This window comes from Streptomyces sp. Xyl84 (genome assembly GCF_059731885.1).
The window spans coordinates 3,175,870-3,192,108 of sequence record NZ_AP029182.1 but is presented as its reverse complement, the minus strand read 5'-3'; the positions used below and the strand labels follow the sequence as shown (position 1 = coordinate 3,192,108).

The following is a 16,239-nucleotide window of genomic DNA, read 5'->3' as shown; positions in this document are numbered from 1 at the left end:
GCGCCGGTATTGCGATTCACCGCTTCTGAGGCTTCTGTTTGTTTTCCGGGGGAATGAGGACGATATGTCGTACGTGGAAATGCCGGGCGCGAAGGTCCCCATCCGTCTGTGGACCGACCCCGCCTCGGTCGAGGACGTGGCGCTGCGCCAGCTGCAGAACGTCGCCACCCTCCCCTGGATCGAGGGCCTGGCCGTCATGCCCGACGTGCACTACGGCAAGGGCGCGACCGTCGGCTCCGTCATCGCCATGCGGGGCGCGGTCTGCCCCGCGGCGGTGGGCGTGGACATCGGCTGCGGCATGTCTGCGGTGAAGACGTCCCTGACGGCGAACGACCTGCCCGGCGACCTGTCCCGCCTGCGTACGAAGATCGAGCAGGCGATCCCGGTGGGCCGCGGGATGCACGAGGACCCAGTCGCCCCGGGCGACTTCCACGGGCTGCCGACGGCCGGGTGGGACGGGTTCTGGGGACGGTTCGACGGGGTGGCGGAAGCCGTCAAGTTCCGCCAGGGGCGCGCGGTGAAGCAGATGGGAACGCTGGGCGCCGGCAACCATTTCGTCGAAGTCTGCACGGATACAACCGGTTCTGTCTGGCTCATGCTCCACTCCGGATCCCGCAACATCGGCAAGGAACTGGCCGAGCACCACATAGGCGTCGCGCAGAAGCTCCCGCACAACCAGGGCCTGGTCGACCGCGACCTCGCGGTCTTCGTCGCGGACACCCCGCAGATGGCCGCCTACCGCAACGACCTGTTCTGGGCGCAGGAGTACGCCAAGTACAACCGCACGCTCATGATGGCGCTGCTGAAGGACGTGGTCCGCAAGGAGTTCAAGAAGGCCAAGCCCCGCTTCGAGCAGGAGATCTCCTGCCACCACAACTACGTGGCCGAGGAGCGCTACGACGGCATGGACCTGCTGGTCACCCGCAAGGGCGCGATCCGCGCGGGTTCCGGTGACTACGGCATCATCCCCGGCTCGATGGGCACCGGTTCGTACATCGTGAAGGGCCTCGGCAACGAGAAGTCCTTCAACTCCGCCTCGCACGGCGCCGGCCGCCGCATGAGCCGCAACGCCGCCAAGCGCCGCTTCTCCACCAAGGACCTTCAGGAGCAGACGCAGGGTGTGGAGTGCCGTAAGGACTCCGGCGTGGTCGACGAGATCCCGGGTGCCTACAAGCCGATCGAGCAGGTCATCGACCAGCAGCGGGACCTCGTCGAGGTCGTCGCGAAGCTGAAGCAGGTCGTGTGCGTGAAGGGCTGAGCGCCCGTCAGCGCTGTCAGCCCCGCAGCCGGCGCCCTCAGTCCCGTAGCCGCTTCTCCAGGAGCGTCACCGCGTACGGGCTGCCCGTGCCGTCCGTCTTCGCGGGCTGCTCGCCGACGGCCGTGTAGCCCGCCGCCTCGTAGTAGGCGCGCAGGCGGGGGTTGGCGGAGAGGCAGTCGAGGCGGGCGTAGCGGCGGCCGGCGGCGGCGATGCGGGACTCGGCCTCGGCCAGCAGGGCGCGGCCGGCGGCGGGCGGGGCCGTGTGCGGCACGGTCATGAGGCGGTGGATGTAACCGGCCTCCGGGGGGCGGGGGCCCCAGGCGGCGGGGTCGTCCCACCACAGTTCCCAGGCGCCGGCCAGGTCGTCCCCGGCGTACGCCAGCCACACCTCGCCCTCGCGCATGCGGGTGACGAAGTGGGCCTCGTCCTTCTCGCCGGGCTTCCACTGGTCGATGCCGCGGGCCAGTTGCCGCAGGGCGGCCGCGTCGCGCAGGCGGACCAGGAGCGGGGCGTCGGCGGGGACGGCCGGGCGGTACGTCAGGGCCGGCCACGAGGTGGGGACGGGCTCCAGCAGGTGCGCCCGGAGGGTGGCGGTGAGGACCTGCGCGTCGAGTTCCAGCGCGTCGGTCACGTATCCCTCGACCGAGCCGTACTTCGCCTTCAGCGCGGCCAGGAACAGGCGCATCACGGCGGCGGGCGCGCGGCCGTAGCCCGGCCAGTTCGGGGTGCGGCCGCCGTTCCTGGCCCGCCAGTCGGCCAGCAGGGCCCCGGTGGCCAGTTCGGTGAGGGTGAAGTCCTCGACGATCACCGGCTCGGGGACGCCGAGGAGGGAGAGGACCAGGGCGGCCAGCTCGCCCGTGCGGTCCTTGCCGGAGGCGCAGTGGAAGACCAGCGGGGTACCGGAGACGGCCGCGTCACCGATCAGCTCCAGGGCCTCGCGGATCTCCTTGGTGCCGTCCTCGGCCACCTCCATGTACCGCTCCGCCAGGTACGGTCCCGGTTCCACCTCCGGGCCCAGGGCCGGCTGGTCGTACGGGCGGTGCTCGATGCTCAGGTTGTGGTAGGCGAAGGACGGGTGCTCCGGCACGCGGCCCTGGCGGTCGACCTCCCAGCCGTGGCGGAGGTCGATCACCGTGCCGATGCCGAGGGCGAGGAAGCGGTCCCAGTCGGGGGTGCCCGGGCTCAGCTTGCCGAGGCCGTCCGCGCGGAACAGGCGGCGCGGAACGACCCGCCGGCCGTCGCCGGTGGCGTACCCGCCGAGGTCGCGCATGTTGCGCAGGGCGTCGAAGCGTATGTGTCTGTCCACGGTCGGTCACCCTACGGCCGGGAGGGCGGGCCCGGCCGGGGATTCACTTCGCGTGCCGCACGGCGTAGATCATGACGAAGGCGACGACGTGGATGCCGAAGAGGAAGTAGCCGAGGTAGTACCAGACGTAGCGCTCGCGCTTCTTCTCCTCGGCGAGGCGCCGCTGCTCGGCGGCCCGGTCCCGGCCGGGAGCGCCCTGCGCGGGGATGTCCCGCGCGGGGGCTTCCCGTCCGGGCGGGTGCTCGGGGGTGTCCCGCGGTGTCGTCAGCGCTCTCACCGCTCCCGGTGGACCTTGGTGTTCGACGCCTGGGCGCGCGGGCGCACGACCAGCAGGTCGATGTTGACGTGGCTGGGACGGGTCACGGCCCAGGTGATGGTGTCCGCGACGTCGTCGGCGGTCAGCGGCTCGGCGACGCCCTCGTAGACCTTCGCGGCCTTCTCCCGGTCGCCGCCGAAGCGGGTGAGCGCGAACTCCTCCGTCATGACCATGCCGGGCGCGACCTCGACCACCCGGACCGGCCGGCCGACGATCTCCAGGCGCAGGGTCTCGGCCAGGACGTGCTCGCCGTGCTTGGCGGCGACGTACCCGGCGCCGCCCTCGTAGGTGCCGTGGCCGGCCGTGGAGGAGACGACCACGACGGTGCCGTCGCCGCTCGCGGCGAGCTTGGGCAGCAGGGCCTGGGTGACGTTGAGGGTGCCGATGACGTTCGTCTCGTACATCGTGCGCCAGTCGGCCGGGTCGCCGGTGGCGACCGGGTCGGCGCCGAGCGCGCCGCCCGCGTTGTTGACGAGGACCCCGACGGTCTTGAACGCGGTCGCGAACTCGTCGACGGCCGCGCGGTCGGTGACGTCGAGCTGGTAGGCCGTGGCGGCGTGCCCGGCCGCGGTGATCTCCTCGGCGAGCGCCTCGATGCGGTCCTTGCGGCGGGCGGTCAGCACGACGCGGTAACCGGCGGCGGCGAGCTGCCGGGCCGTGGCGGCGCCGATGCCGCTGCTCGCACCGGTGACGACGGCGATGCGGGAGGCGGCGGACGGTGCGGCGGTGGCCATGGGCTGCTCCTGGGGTTCGTACGCTCGGTTGCGCCCAGGGTAGGGGAACGTCAGCCGCCGTTCCTCGGCGCCCACATGATCAGCGCCATGCCGGCGAGGCAGACCAGGGCGCCCGCCACGTCCCACCGGTCGGGGCGGTAGCCGTCGGCCACCATGCCCCACAGGATCGAACCGGCGACGAAGATCCCGCCGTACGCGGCGAGGATCCGGCCGAAGTGCGCGTCGGGCTGGAAGGTGGCGACGAACCCGTACGCGCCGAGCGCGAGGACACCGCCGGCCGCCCACAGCCAGCCGCGGTGCTCGCGCACGCCCTGCCAGACCAGCCAGGCGCCGCCGATCTCGAAGAGGGCGGCGAGGACGAACAGGGCGGCGGAGCGGATCACGGGCATGGCGGCAGCTTCGCATGCGGGTGGGGGCGGGGCCTGGGGCCGGGGGCCGGGTGGCCGTGCCGACGTGGTCTCACAACCGCCGGTTGTGACGTCCTGGGCGGTGGTTGTTTGCTCCGGCGGGCGGTGCCGGGCTTGGATGACGCGGTCTTCCGGTCCGCCGGTCCGCCGGTCCGCCGGTCCGCCGGTCCGCCGGTTCGTGGGAGAGGCCGGGCGGGGTCTGCCGGGCGCGGGGGCTGCCGGGCGGGGCCTGGTGTGCGGTGCGGGGGCGGACGGTGGTTCCGGTGTCGGTGGCGTGGGTGGTGCGGAGGTGTGGGCGTGGCGGGACGGCGGCGGGCGCTGGGGCGGCGGTTCGGGTGGCTGTGGGCGGCCTACGCCGCCAGTACGTTCGGCACGTGGCTGGCGTTCGACGCCTTCGCGCTGATCGCGGTGCTCGTGCTGCACGCCGGATCGGCCGAGGTCTCGGTGCTGTCGGCCGCGGGGCTGGCCGTGGGCGCGGTGGTGGCGGTGCCGCTCGGGCCGTGGATCGAGTTCCGGCGCAAGCGGCCGGTGATGGTCGCGATGGACCTGGTGCGGTGCGCGGCGCTGATGAGCGTGCCGGCCGCCTACGCGCTCGGCGGCCTCGGGTTCGCCCAGTTGCTGGTGGTGTCGGTGGTGGTCGCCGCGGCGGACCTCGCGTTCCGCGCGGCGAGCGGGGCGCACCTCAAGGCCCTGGTGCCGCCCGGTGACCTGCTGGCGGCGAGCAGCCGTTTCGAGTCGACGACGTGGACGGCGTCGGTGCTGGGGCCGCCGGTGGGGGGCGCCCTGGTCGGGGCCTTCGGGCCGGTGGTGACGGTGGTGGCCGACGCGGTCAGCTATCTGCTGTCGGCGCTCGGGATCCGTGCGATCGGCGGTACGGAGCCGGCGCCGCCCCGGGCCCCCCGGGCCTCCGGGGCTCCCGGGGGCAAGGAGCGTGGGCCGGGGCTGCGGGCGGGAGAGCTGCTCGACGGCTGGCGGTTCGTGCTGGCGCACCCGGCGCTGCGCCCGCTGTTCTTCCACACGGTGCTGGCCAACTCCCTGATCATGGCGGTGGCGCCGCTGCTCGCCGTCCTGATGCTCGGGCCGCTCGGGTTCGCGCCGTGGCAGTACGGTCTCGCCTTCGCGCTGCCCTGTCTCGGCGGGCTGGTGGGTTCCCGGCTGACGGGCCGGCTGGTGGACCGGTACGGGCAGCGCCGGGTGCTGCTCGCGACGGGTGCGCTGCGGGTGTGCTGGTCGGTCGGGCTGGCCTTCGTCCGGCCGGGGGTGGCCGGGCTCGTGCTGGTGATGGCGGTCGAGCTGGTGCTGATCACCCTCTGCGGGGTGTTCAACCCGGTGTGTTCCACGTACCGCCTGGAGCAGACCCCGTCGGACCGGGTCGCCCGGACCCTCTCGGCCTGGTCGGTCACCGGCAAGCTGGCCACGGCGGTGATGACCGCCCTGTGGGGTCTGCTGGCCGCCCTCGCCGGCACCCGCCCCGCCATCGGCCTGGCGGGTCTGCTGCTGCTCGCGACACCGCTGCTGCTGCCGTGGCGCGAAGGGCGGCGGGAGCCGCGGCCCGAGCCGGGGCCGCTGCCCAGGCCCCAGCCGCAGCCGTAGCGCGAGCAGTCCCGGAGCGCGGCGCGGCCCCTGGCCGGGCCGCGCCGCCGCCCACGCTGCCTCGCCGCTGCGTCCGGCCGAGCCGCCCCCGGCCGCCCCCGGCCGCCCCCTGCGTCCGGCCGAGCCGCCCCCGGCCGCGCCGCCCACGCTGCCCCGGAGCTGCCCCCGGCCAAGCCGCCCTCGGCCGTCCTGCCCGCGGCCGTCCTGCCCCCGGCCAAGCCACCCCCAGCAGCCCTCCCCCAGCCGATCCGCCTCCAGCCAAGCGCTCTTCCCGCCAAGCCTTCTCCCGGCCGCGGAATACCCGCGGGGCGCGCGCCGTTCAGCGGGGTATAGTTGAACAATCAACAATTTGGAGGGTGAGCGACCATGCAGTTCGGGATCTTCAGCGTCGGTGACGTCACGCCGGACCCCACCACCGGACGGACGCCGACCGAACGCGAGCGCATCAAGGCCATGGTCGCCATCGCGCTGAAGGCCGAGGAGGTCGGCCTGGACGTCTTCGCGACCGGCGAGCACCACAACCCGCCCTTCGTGCCGTCCTCGCCGACCACGATGCTCGGCTACATAGCCGCGCGCACCGAGCGCCTCGTGCTGTCCACCTCCACCACCCTGATCACCACCAACGACCCGGTGAAGATCGCCGAGGACTTCGCGATGCTCCAGCAGCTCGCCGACGGCCGCGTCGACCTGATGATGGGCCGCGGCAACACCGGCCCGGTCTACCCCTGGTTCGGCAAGGACATCCGCGAGGGCATCAACCTCGCCATCGAGAACTACGCCCTGCTGCACCGGCTGTGGCGCGAGGACGTGGTGAACTGGGAGGGCAAGTTCCGCACCCCGCTCCAGGGGTTCACCTCGACGCCCCGCCCGCTGGACGGCGTACCGCCGTTCGTCTGGCACGGCTCGATCCGCTCCCCCGAGATCGCCGAGCAGGCCGCGTACTACGGCGACGGGTTCTTCCACAACAACATCTTCTGGCCCGCCGACCACACCAAGCGGATGATCGAGCTGTATCGCTCCCGCTACGCCCACTACGGGCACGGCACCCCCGAGCAGGCCATCGTCGGCCTCGGCGGCCAGGTGTTCATGCGGAAGAACTCCCAGGACGCGGTGCGCGAGTTCCGCCCGTACTTCGACAACGCCCCGGTGTACGGCCACGGGCCCTCCCTGGAGGACTTCACCGCCCAGACACCGCTGACCGTGGGTTCCCCGCAGCAGGTCATCGAGAAGACGCTGTCCTTCCGCGAGTACGCCGGCGACTACCAGCGCCAGCTGTTCCTGATGGACCACGCCGGGCTGCCGCTGAAGACCGTCCTCGAACAGCTCGACCTGCTCGGCGAGGAGGTCGTACCGGTGCTGCGCGAGGAGTTCGCCAAGAACCGTCCGGCGGACGTGCCGGACGCGCCGACCCACACGTCCCTGCTGGCCGCGGCCGCGGAAGCGGCCCCGGAGGAGGCGAGCGCCGTATGAACATCGTCGTCGTGTCGGCGGGACTGAGCGTCCCGTCCTCCACCCGGCTGCTCGGCGACCGGCTGGCCGCCGCGACCGCCGCGCGCACGGGCGCGGACGTCCGGGTGATCGAGGTGCGCGACCTCGCCGTCGACATCGCGCACAACCTCACCAGCGGCTTCCCCGGCCCCGCCCTGGCCGGGGCGCTGGACGCGGTGGCCGGGGCGGACGGCCTGATCGTCGTCACCCCCGTGTTCTCCGCGTCCTACAGCGGGCTGTTCAAGTCCTTCTTCGACGTGCTCGGGGCGCGCGACAAGGACGCCCTGGCCGGCAAGCCGGTGCTGGTCGCCGCCACCGGCGGCACCGCCCGCCACTCCATGGTCCTGGACCACGCCCTGCGGCCCCTCTTCTCCTACCTGCGGGCCGTCGTCGTCCCCACCGGGGTCTACGCCGCCTCCGAGGACTGGGGCGCGGAAGGGCTGCCGGAGCGGACCGAACGGGCGGCGGGTGAACTGGCGGCCCTGATGACCGGGCGCCCGGCGCGGCAGGACGGGGCGCCCCGGCGGGCGGCGGACGACCTGACCGTCGTCCCGTTCGCGGAGCAGCTGGCCCGGCTCCGTAACTGAGGCCCGCACCCGAAGCCCCCGCACCCGCGTCCTGCGTCTGGGGTTCTGCGCACGCAGTTCCGTACATGAGGACGAAGTGGGACGGGGGTGGCGGTGGGTGAGAGGACGGTAGGCACCTGCCGCCGGTTGCGTCCGAGACGGTGAGAGCCGGGTAAAAAGGGGTGATCGTAGGCCCGCGCGCCCGCTTCGCCCCGACCCGGCCTTGGCAGACTGGGCGAGTGCCTCAGACTGTGCTGCTCGCCGAAGACGACCGCGCCATCCGCCATGCCCTGGAGCGGGCCCTGACCCTGGAGGGCTACGAGGTGACGGCGGTGGCCGACGGCGTCGAGGCACTCGCGCAGGCCCACAAGACACCGCCGGACGTCCTCGTCCTGGACGTGATGATGCCCGGCATCGACGGGCTCCAGGTCTGCCGGGTCCTGCGCGCCGAGGGCGACCGCACCCCGATCCTGATGCTGACCGCCCTGGTGGAGACCGCCGACCGGATCGCCGGCCTCGACGCGGGCGCCGACGACTACGTCGTCAAGCCGTTCGACGTCGAGGAGGTCTTCGCCCGGCTCCGCGCCCTGCTGCGCCGCACCAGCCCGGCCCCCGTGGAACCGGCCGCCGCCCCCGCCGCCGAGGAGGCACCGGCGAAGGCCCCGCACCTGCCCGAACGGCAGGTCGAGGCGGCCGGGATCCGCATGGACGTCCAGGCCCGCCGGGTGTGGCGCGGCACCCGCGAGGTGGAACTGACCCGCACCGAGTTCGAACTCCTCGAACTGCTGGTGCGCAACGCCGGCATCGTCCTCGACCACTCCACCATCTACGACCGCATCTGGGGCTACGACTTCGGTCCCGGCTCCAAGAACCTCGCCGTGTACGTCGGCTATCTGCGCCGCAAGCTCGACGAGCCGGGCGCCCCGCAGCTCATCCACACCGTCCGCGGTGTGGGGTACGTGCTGCGGGAGGACTGAGTGGGCCGCCTCGCGCGGCTGACGGACCGACCGCGGCGCCGGCTCTCGTCGCTGCGGACCACGTTCGCGGTGTCGTTCGCGGCGGTGACCGCCGCCGTCACCGTCCTGGTCGGCATCCTGTCGTACAACTCCGCCGCCCGCCTGGTGCGCGTGGACCAGCAGTCCGTGTTCACCCAGGTCGTCCAGGACGTCCAGGACGAGGTCCGGCGCTACGACCGTACGCCCGAGGACTTCTCCTCCTCCCGGCCCGGCCACGAGGTCGTCCGGCCCAGCCGCACCGACGTCCAGGTGCTCGGCGCGCAGGGCCAGATCGTGGACCACGGCAGCCCCCCGCTGCCCGTCACCGCCGACGACCGGGCCGTCGCCTCCGACGACGTCGCGGGCAAGACCATCGAGTACCAGGACGTGCCCGTCGCCGACGACGTGTACCGCATCGCCACCGTCGCGCTCGGCGACGGCCGCGGCGCCGTGCAGGTGGCCCAGGAGTTCAGCGACACCGAGGACCTGCTGCGCGCGCTCCAGCAGCGCACCCTGATCCTGATGGCGATCGTGGTCATCGCGGCCGGCCTGTGCGGCTGGTGGCTGGCCCGCCGCATCACCCGCCGGCTGGTGGTCCTCACCTCCGCCGCCGAGGACGTCGCCCGCACCCGGCGGCTCGGCGTCCAGGTGCCGGTCACCGGCTACGACGAAGTGGGCCGCCTCGGCCGTTCCTTCGACCGCATGCTCGGCCGCCTCGCCCAGTCCGAGGAGGACCAGCGCCGCCTGGTGCAGGACGCCGGCCACGAACTGCGCACCCCGCTGACCTCGCTGCGGACCAACATCTCGCTGCTGCGCCGCATCGACGAACTGCCGCCCGCCTCCCGCGAGGAACTGGTCGCCGACCTCGCCCAGGAGGCGCGCGAACTCACCGACCTCGTCAACGAGCTGGTCGACCTCGCCGCCGGGCAGTCCGACACCGAGCCGCCGCAGCGCGTCGACCTCGCCGACATCGCCGAGGACGTGGCGGGCCTGACCCGCCGCCGCACCGGACGCGACATCGTGGTCCGCGCGAGCGGTGACACGACGGCGGACGGCCGGCCCGGCATGCTCCAGCGGGCCGTCTCCAACCTCGTGGAGAACGCGGCCAAGTTCGACCGCGGAGGTACGGCGCCCATCGAGATCGCCGTACTGGGGCCGGCCCGGCCGGGCACGGTACGCGTCGAGGTCCTCGACCGGGGACCCGGCATCGCGGAGGGCGACCTGATCCGCGTCTTCGACCGCTTCTACCGCGCCGCCGACGCCCGTTCCCTGCCCGGGTCGGGCCTCGGCCTGTCGATCGTGCGCGAGGTGGCCATCGCCCACGGGGGCGCGCCGTTCGCCTGCCGGCGCGAGGGCGGCGGCGCCGTGATCGGCTTCACCGTGGGCGCCGAACGGGAACGGGCCGAAGGCGGCGCGGCGCCACGGTGAGGTGCGGCGCCACGGTGACGTGCGGGGGCTGGTCAGGGCGGGTTGGGGCTGGTCAGGGCAGGCTCGGGTAGGTCAGGGCAGTTCCGGGGAGGTGGACGCTGCCGTGGTGGCGGTCACTCCTTCGCCCAGCGCTGCGACGCCTTCCCGGCCGTGCAGGGCGTGGCCGACACGTTGCCGCCGAAACCGATGTCCAGGCAACTGCCGTTGAAGACGCTGACCAGGGTGCTGCCGGAGCCCGCGCGCCACAGCCGAGGGCTTCCGCCGTCGCACGCGCCCACGAGCACGTTCTGCCCGCTGAAGTTCGCGCTCAGGCACTGGCCGCTCTGCTTGCTGACCAGCTGGAACGCGCCACCGGAAGCGCTGCGGACGGTCCACGCGGCGGTCGAGTCCGCGCACTCACCGGTGGACGCGGCCATGTACTGGCTGGTCAGGCACTTTCCGGTGCCGCCGTTCTTGTAGAGGTGGGCGCCGCCGGACGAGGGCTGCCCGCCGGAGCCACCACCCGCCGAGCCGCCCCCCGCCGAGCTGCCGGAGCCGCTGCCGGAACCCGAACCCGAATTCGAGCCCGAATGGGAACCCGAACCGGATCCGGTGCCGGACCCCGAGCCGGATCCTGCTCCTGTCCCTGATCCGGTCCCCGCTCCGTTCGAGCCGGTGCGGTCGTCCGCGCCGCCACCGCCGTGGCCGCCCGAACCCGCCGCTGCCTTCCCGTCCTTGCCGTCCTTCGCGCCCTTGCCGGGCGAGGCGGAAGCGGACGCCGTGGGCTCGGCCGGACCCGAGGGCGAGCCCGACGCGGACCCGGAGGGGGTGACCCCGGCGCTCGCCGAGGACAGAGGGGACGCGCCGGCCCGGGCGTCGGGCCCGGCGGAGGAGTAGGGGAGGAGCTGGACGGCGGTGGTGGCACCGGCGACGGCGACGACGGGTACGACGGCGAGCAGGATGCGGTTGCGGCGCCGGTGTTCCTTGCGCCCGCCGGACTTCGCCGATTCCGCGGCCGCAGGCTCCTTCGAGCCCGGTTCCTTCGAGCCGCCCGGTTCTTTCGAGCCGCCCGGTTCTTTCGAGCCGCCCGGTTCCTTCGGGCCCCCGGGCTCCCGGCCCTCCGGTTCCTTCCCGTCCCCGGAGTCCCCGGAGCCCTTGGAACCGTCCGGTTCCTGCGTGGTGCCGGACTCCGCCGGTTCCGTGGCCCCGGGCTCCCGCGTCGCGGGCCGCGCGGCCAGGAGTGCCTCCGCCGCCGGGACCGCGGCCGCGAACGCCGCCCGCTGGGCCAGCACCGCCGTGACCGGCGGGGGCCACAGCGGCTCGGTGAACGGCCCCTCGGCGTCGGCGAGCCGCACCAGCTCGGCCGCGGTGGGGCGCCCCTCGGGGTCCTTGTCCAGACAGGCGGCGACGACGTCGGCGAGGGCCGCGTCGCACTCCCGGAGCCGCTGGAGGTCGGGCTCGTCATGGACGATGCGGTAGAGGAGGTCGAGGCCCGCGCCCTCGCCGAAGGGCGACCTCCCGCTCGCCGCGAAGGAGATCAGGGAGCCCAGGGCGAAGACGTCCGTGGCCCCCGTCAGCGTCCGCGCTCCCGAGGCCTGTTCGGGTGACATGTACGCGGGGGTGCCGACCACCATCCCGGTCTTGGTCAGCCGGCTCTGGTCGGCGGCGCGGGCGACACCGAAGTCGATGAGGGTGCAGCCGTCGAGCGTCAGCATCACGTTCGACGGCTTGAGGTCCCGGTGCACCATGTCCAGGTCGTGCACCGTGCGCAGCGCCGCGGCGGACTCGCGCAGCAGCAGCCACAGCGCCTCGCCGGTCAGTCCGTCCTGGTGCAGCCCGACGGCCTCGCTCAGGGTGAGGCCGGGGACGTAGGCGGTGGCGAGCCAGGGCGGCTTGGCCTCGCGGTCGCTGGCCAGCAGCGGAGCGGTGGCGTGTTCGGGGAGGCGGGCGAGGTTGTCGAGTTCGTGTCCGAAGTGCCGCAGGAACCCCTGGTCCTCGGCGAGCAGAGGGAGCACCTGTTTGACGGCGGCGTACCGTCCGTCGTGCACCCCCAGGTAGACCCGGCCCATGCCGCCCGTGCCGAGCTTGCCCACCAGCGGGATGGCGCCGATGCGGAGGGGGTCCTCCGCCCCCAGCGCTTCGGCGCCGCTGCCGCGCAGATCGAGCCCGGAACCTCCGCTCCCGTCCTGCTTCGGGCGGCTCTCGTCCCGGTCCGCGCGGCTCTCGTCCCGTTCCGTGCGGTTCCCGTCGCCGTTCTCCGCCGTGTTCCCGTCTCCCCCGGACCCCGTCATGCCCCGAAGGCTACCGAACGCGAAATCCCCTGTCAGCGCGAGGACTTGGCGCCGGAACCGGCCGAACCGGCGGAATCGGCGGAATCGGCGGAATCCGTGGATCCGGCGGGAGCGTCCGGCAGGGACCGGCGCCCGCGGCGGGCGAACGACGGCAGCGCGGGCGGGGTGAGGAAGCCCTCGGCGCGGGCGCTGGCGATGCCGATGCGCGGGATGTCGGCGCTCTTGGCGAACAGCAGGAACCGCGGTTCCCACACCGGCCGGTACTTGGCGTTGGCGCGGTACAGGGACTCGATCTGCCACCAGCGGGAGAAGAAGGTGAGCACCGAACGCCACAGCCGCAGCACCGGGCCGGCCCCGAGCCGCGCCCCGCGTTCGAAGACCGAGCGGAACATCGCGAAGTTGAGCGAGACCCGCTGTACGCCGATCTCGCCCGCGCGCAGCAGGAGCTCCACGACCATGAACTCCATCAGGCCGTTCTCGCTGTCGCGGTCGCGGCGCATCAGGTCCAGCGACAGGCCCTGCTCGCCCCACGGCACGAAGCTCAGCAGCGCGCGCGGCTCGCCCTGCGCGTCCCGGCACTCCAGCATCACGCAGCGGCCGTCGGCCGGGTCGCCGAGGCGGCCGAGCGCCATGGAGAAGCCGCGCTCGGTGGCGCCGTCGCGCCACTGGTCGGCACGCTCGACGAGCCGTGCCATCTCCTCGTCGGGGATGTCCTCGTGGCGGCGGATGGTGACCGTGTAACCGGCCCGGCGCACCCGGTTGTGGGCCTGCCGTACGACCCGCATGGCGCGCCCGTCCAGACTGAAGTCGGCGACGTCGACGATGGCTTCGTCGCCCAGTTCGAGGGCGTCCAGGCCGTGCCGGGCGTAGATCGTGCCGGCCTCCTCGCTCGCGCCCATGACGGCGGGAGCCCAGGCGTGCCTGCGGGCCTCGGACAGCCAGGCGTCGATGGCGCCGGGCCAGGCCTCCGGGTCGCCGATCGGATCACCGGAGGCGAGGCTGACACCGCCGACGACGCGGTAGGTGACGGCGGCCTTGCCGGTGGGGGAGAAGATGGCGGCCTTGTCGCGGCGGAGCGCGAAGTAGCCGAGGGAGTCGCGGTCGCCGTGCCGGTCGAGCAGGTCGCGCAGCCGCGTCTCGTCCTCCTCGCCGAGCAGCGCCCGGCCGCGCGGCGAGCGGAAGCAGACGTAGAGGACCAGCAGGAAGGTCGCCGCCATCAGGAGGTTGATGGTGATGTCCACCCAGCGGGGTGCGTGCACGGCGGGGACGCGGTCGGCCAGCGGGCCCACGCTGATGCTGCGCAGCAGGGTGTAGACGACCTTGTCGGTCAGGGGCGCGCCGGAGACCTTGTTGGTGGCGTCGACCAGCCAGGTGCCGAGGCCGCCGCTGAGGAGGATGCCGCCGGCGCCGACGGCCAGGGCGTGCCGGGGGTTGGACCGGTCGCCGATGGCGTTGAACTCGCGGCGGCCGAGCAGCAGGGCGGCCACGAACCCTCCGGTGAGGGCGGCGGAGAGCCAGTTGAACAGGTGGTCCTGGTAGCGGTCCTGGGTGAGGGCGAGCACGTAGAGCAGGAACAGCGGTCCGGCGAACAGCAGGTTGAACAGCCAGGCCGCCCGCTTGCGGCGGCGCATCACCATGGCCAGGAACAGCGCGAGCGCGGCCGAGACGAGGCCGGCGGTGGCCAGGTACGGGGTGAAGAACTCGCCGCCGTTGTGCTCGTGCACCTCCTCGCGGAACGGCAGGGAGAGCACCGCGACGATGTTGAGGGCCGCGAGCACCCGCAGGTACCAGACGGTGGCCGCGGCGGCTCCCGCCCGCAGCCGGGGGCCGGGGGCGAGGCGGGCCGGGGCGCGGGACTCGCGCTGCGGCGGGATGAGGACGGACTGCCGTGCGGGCATGGGTGACACGTCACCTCGGGGAGGGCCGCCGGGAGGGGCGGAGGGGGACGGGAGAGGGGGACGGAAGGGGCTCGGCGAGGCGGCCCTACAGTCTGTAGGGTAACGGAGCCTGGTGAGCTGCCGCCTCCCACTGTTCCGGGAAAAGGTAAGGAACGGGTGGGGTGGCGCTTACTCGGCGGGACCGGGGTGGTGAACCGGGGGTGTGCCGCTGACGGGGGTGCCGGGCGGGCGGTCGCGGCCGGTGCCTTCGGTCCCCGTGGCGCCGGGGGCGGCATCGGAGGCGGGGGCGCCGCTGCCGGTGACGGGAGTGCCGTGGTCGCTGTGCGCGGGGCCTTCGGCCGGACCGGTGTGCGGATGACGGCCGGGGCCGGTGGCCGCGTTCCTCCGGGGCGCCGTCAGGAGCCAGACCAGGTTTCCCGTCGCGGCACCGGCCGCCACCGTGGCGCCGATGACGCCCGCCGTGGCGAAGCCGTCGTTGAACAGGTGCGGGTGCTGCGCGAGGCTGTGCAGCCCGAAGCCGCACAGTTCGTAGACCCCGACCGCGGCGACCGCCAGGCTCGCCACGAGGACCGCGACCGTCGGCCCGAGCCCGCCCTCCGCCTCCTCGCCGAGCGAGGCGCCGGGCGCCGGGCAATGCGCTTCCTGCATGGATCCCCCCGTCGACGGTTGAATGGCGAGCCGGACCCTACAGTACGTAGTGCCGCGCGGGGAGGGAAACCGGCGGTCGCCGCAAAGGGCGCAGAGACGGGCCATACTGTCCGAAGCGCCGCTCTTCCGGCAAACCGTACGCCGCTCCGCCCGGGACCACGTCCCGGGACCACGTCCCGGGCGCACGCGACGGGAGGAAGCGCAGAAGGACCCCACGGGTGGATGCCGGGGGTGGACGTCACAGGTGGACGTCACGGACGCACGCACCGCGACGGGTGGGCGCCACGCGGGCGACGTCACCGGGGGGATGTCGTCCCGCCGGTGGACGTCACTTGCGGGCCGCCCGGCCGAGTGCGCGGACGACGGCCTCCTCGCCCTGCCCGAGCAGGCTCTTCTCCAGGCTGTGGTCGTCCGAGCGGGAGAAGAGTTCGCCGCGTGCCACGTCCTCCGTGCCGAGCACGCGTGCGCACCATTCCCCCTGACCGGCGGTGTGCCCGTCGAACGGCACGGAGGCGCCCTCGCCGAGCACCGCCCACCGGCCGTCGCTCCAGCGCAGGGCGAGCAGGTAGGTGTGGCCGGTCTCCAGGCGGGGGGCGTCCCCGGTCGTCCGCTTGATCCGGTCGCCGCTCTGCCGCATCACGCTCCACCCGGGGGCCACCAGGTCGAAGCTCCGGCCCAGCGACTGCCGGGGCCGGCCGGCGGACCACAGGAGGCGGTCCGCACGGAACGTCACCTTGCGGTCCGTCTGGTAGCCGACCGGGCCCTTGGCGAAGTCCCGGCGCCCGGTGTCCTCCTCCTGCACGGGAGTGCCCACCACCACGTGGTCGGCCTGTGTGACCCAGTCCCGCGCGGTCTGGTCCGGATAGGTGTGGTCGGGGACGCCGCAGCCGACCACCGTGTCCAGCCCCGACGCGCCGACGAAGACGCCCCCCGCGATGCCGGCGAAGGCCAGGCAGATGGCGACCACCGAGGTCGTCCGTGTCACTTCGCACCCCCCGATGCGTTTTCCGCGCCGCCCTGCGGCGACGCTCCCTGTGCCGCCCTGGGCGGCGCTTCCCCATGCCGCCTCGGGCGGCGACTCCCCAGCCGCCCGCGGGCGGCGTCCGCTCGCGACCATGGTCGGTGATCGCGGCAGCCGTCGTGATCATATGAGGTGAGCGGTCTGTACACCGACGCCGCCTGGGGGCGCCGTACGCGGGCGCCGTGGTCAGGCGGTGCGGCGGGCGCTGTACGGGGGCGGCGGTCCAAGGTGCGCGACGGCCGCGGTTTTGGAAACGTGAGTCGTGGCGGCCCGGCGTCCCGCCGGGCGGGGGCGCGCCCGTTCCGGTGTCC

14 protein-coding genes are annotated in these 16,239 nt (G+C 73.7%); 6 read left to right on the top strand and 8 right to left on the bottom strand.

The features are described from left to right. The first annotated feature begins 64 nt into the window (after positions 1-64). Positions 65-1,258, top strand: coding sequence for an RtcB family protein (locus AC6I72_RS13765; protein ID WP_498001041.1), 1,194 nt, complete (start codon positions 65-67; stop codon positions 1,256-1,258). Positions 1,259-1,295: 37 nt separating this feature from the next. Here the strand turns inward: AC6I72_RS13765 and AC6I72_RS13760 are convergent, their stop codons facing one another. From AC6I72_RS13760 to AC6I72_RS13745, 4 genes are read right to left on the bottom strand one after another with little or no spacing between them, the layout of a single operon-like run. Beyond that, on the bottom strand, positions 1,296-2,564 hold the full coding sequence (locus AC6I72_RS13760; protein WP_498001040.1) for a GNAT family N-acetyltransferase: 1,269 nt from the start codon (positions 2,562-2,564) through the stop codon (positions 1,296-1,298). 43 nt (positions 2,565-2,607) lie between these two features. Continuing rightward, positions 2,608-2,832, bottom strand: a complete 225-nt coding sequence (locus AC6I72_RS13755) for a hypothetical protein (RefSeq protein ID WP_498004684.1) — start codon at positions 2,830-2,832, stop codon at positions 2,608-2,610. A 5-nt stretch (positions 2,833-2,837) separates the two neighbouring features. Beyond that, complete coding sequence (locus tag AC6I72_RS13750) at positions 2,838-3,614, bottom strand: SDR family NAD(P)-dependent oxidoreductase (RefSeq protein WP_498001039.1); 777 nt, start codon at positions 3,612-3,614, stop codon at positions 2,838-2,840. 50 nt (positions 3,615-3,664) lie between these two features. Further along, entirely contained in the window at positions 3,665-4,003 is a 339-nt protein-coding gene (locus AC6I72_RS13745; protein ID WP_498001037.1) for a YnfA family protein, read from the bottom strand. Positions 4,004-4,318: 315 nt separating this feature from the next. Between AC6I72_RS13745 and AC6I72_RS13740 the strand changes: the two genes are divergently transcribed. The 5 genes from AC6I72_RS13740 to AC6I72_RS13720 all read left to right on the top strand — a co-directional run bounded on the left by AC6I72_RS13740 (position 4,319) and on the right by AC6I72_RS13720 (position 10,091). Continuing rightward, complete coding sequence (locus AC6I72_RS13740) at positions 4,319-5,614, top strand: MFS transporter (RefSeq protein WP_498001036.1); 1,296 nt, start codon at positions 4,319-4,321, stop codon at positions 5,612-5,614. Between the two features lie 366 nt (positions 5,615-5,980). Then, a complete protein-coding gene (locus tag AC6I72_RS13735; RefSeq protein WP_498001034.1) occupies positions 5,981-7,084 on the top strand; it encodes an LLM class flavin-dependent oxidoreductase in 1,104 nt (367 codons plus the stop codon). Further along, entirely contained in the window at positions 7,081-7,689 is a 609-nt protein-coding gene (locus tag AC6I72_RS13730; RefSeq protein ID WP_498001033.1) for an FMN reductase, read from the top strand. The genes AC6I72_RS13735 and AC6I72_RS13730 overlap by 4 nt, the downstream gene beginning before the upstream one ends. A gap of 230 nt (positions 7,690-7,919) precedes the next feature. Further along, on the top strand, positions 7,920-8,645 hold the full coding sequence (locus tag AC6I72_RS13725) for a response regulator transcription factor (protein WP_498004683.1): 726 nt from the start codon (positions 7,920-7,922) through the stop codon (positions 8,643-8,645). Next, the gene (locus AC6I72_RS13720) at positions 8,646-10,091 is read left to right on the top strand and encodes a sensor histidine kinase (protein ID WP_498001032.1); all 1,446 of its coding nucleotides are present in this window, start codon (positions 8,646-8,648) and stop codon (positions 10,089-10,091) included. A 113-nt stretch (positions 10,092-10,204) separates the two neighbouring features. Here the strand turns inward: AC6I72_RS13720 and AC6I72_RS13715 are convergent, their stop codons facing one another. The 4 genes from AC6I72_RS13715 to AC6I72_RS13700 all read right to left on the bottom strand — a co-directional run bounded on the left by AC6I72_RS13715 (position 10,205) and on the right by AC6I72_RS13700 (position 15,892). Beyond that, positions 10,205-12,361 carry a serine/threonine-protein kinase gene (locus AC6I72_RS13715; protein ID WP_498001031.1) on the bottom strand — a complete coding sequence of 719 codons (2,157 nt, stop codon included), beginning with the start codon at positions 12,359-12,361 and terminating at the stop codon, positions 10,205-10,207. Positions 12,362-12,393: 32 nt separating this feature from the next. Further along, a complete protein-coding gene (locus AC6I72_RS13710; protein WP_498001030.1) occupies positions 12,394-14,259 on the bottom strand; it encodes a phosphatidylglycerol lysyltransferase domain-containing protein in 1,866 nt (621 codons plus the stop codon). Positions 14,260-14,427: 168 nt separating this feature from the next. Then, entirely contained in the window at positions 14,428-14,907 is a 480-nt protein-coding gene (locus AC6I72_RS13705; protein ID WP_498001029.1) for a hypothetical protein, read from the bottom strand. A gap of 328 nt (positions 14,908-15,235) precedes the next feature. Then, on the bottom strand, positions 15,236-15,892 hold the full coding sequence (locus AC6I72_RS13700; protein ID WP_498001028.1) for a hypothetical protein: 657 nt from the start codon (positions 15,890-15,892) through the stop codon (positions 15,236-15,238). Positions 15,893-16,239: the final 347 nt, after the last annotated feature.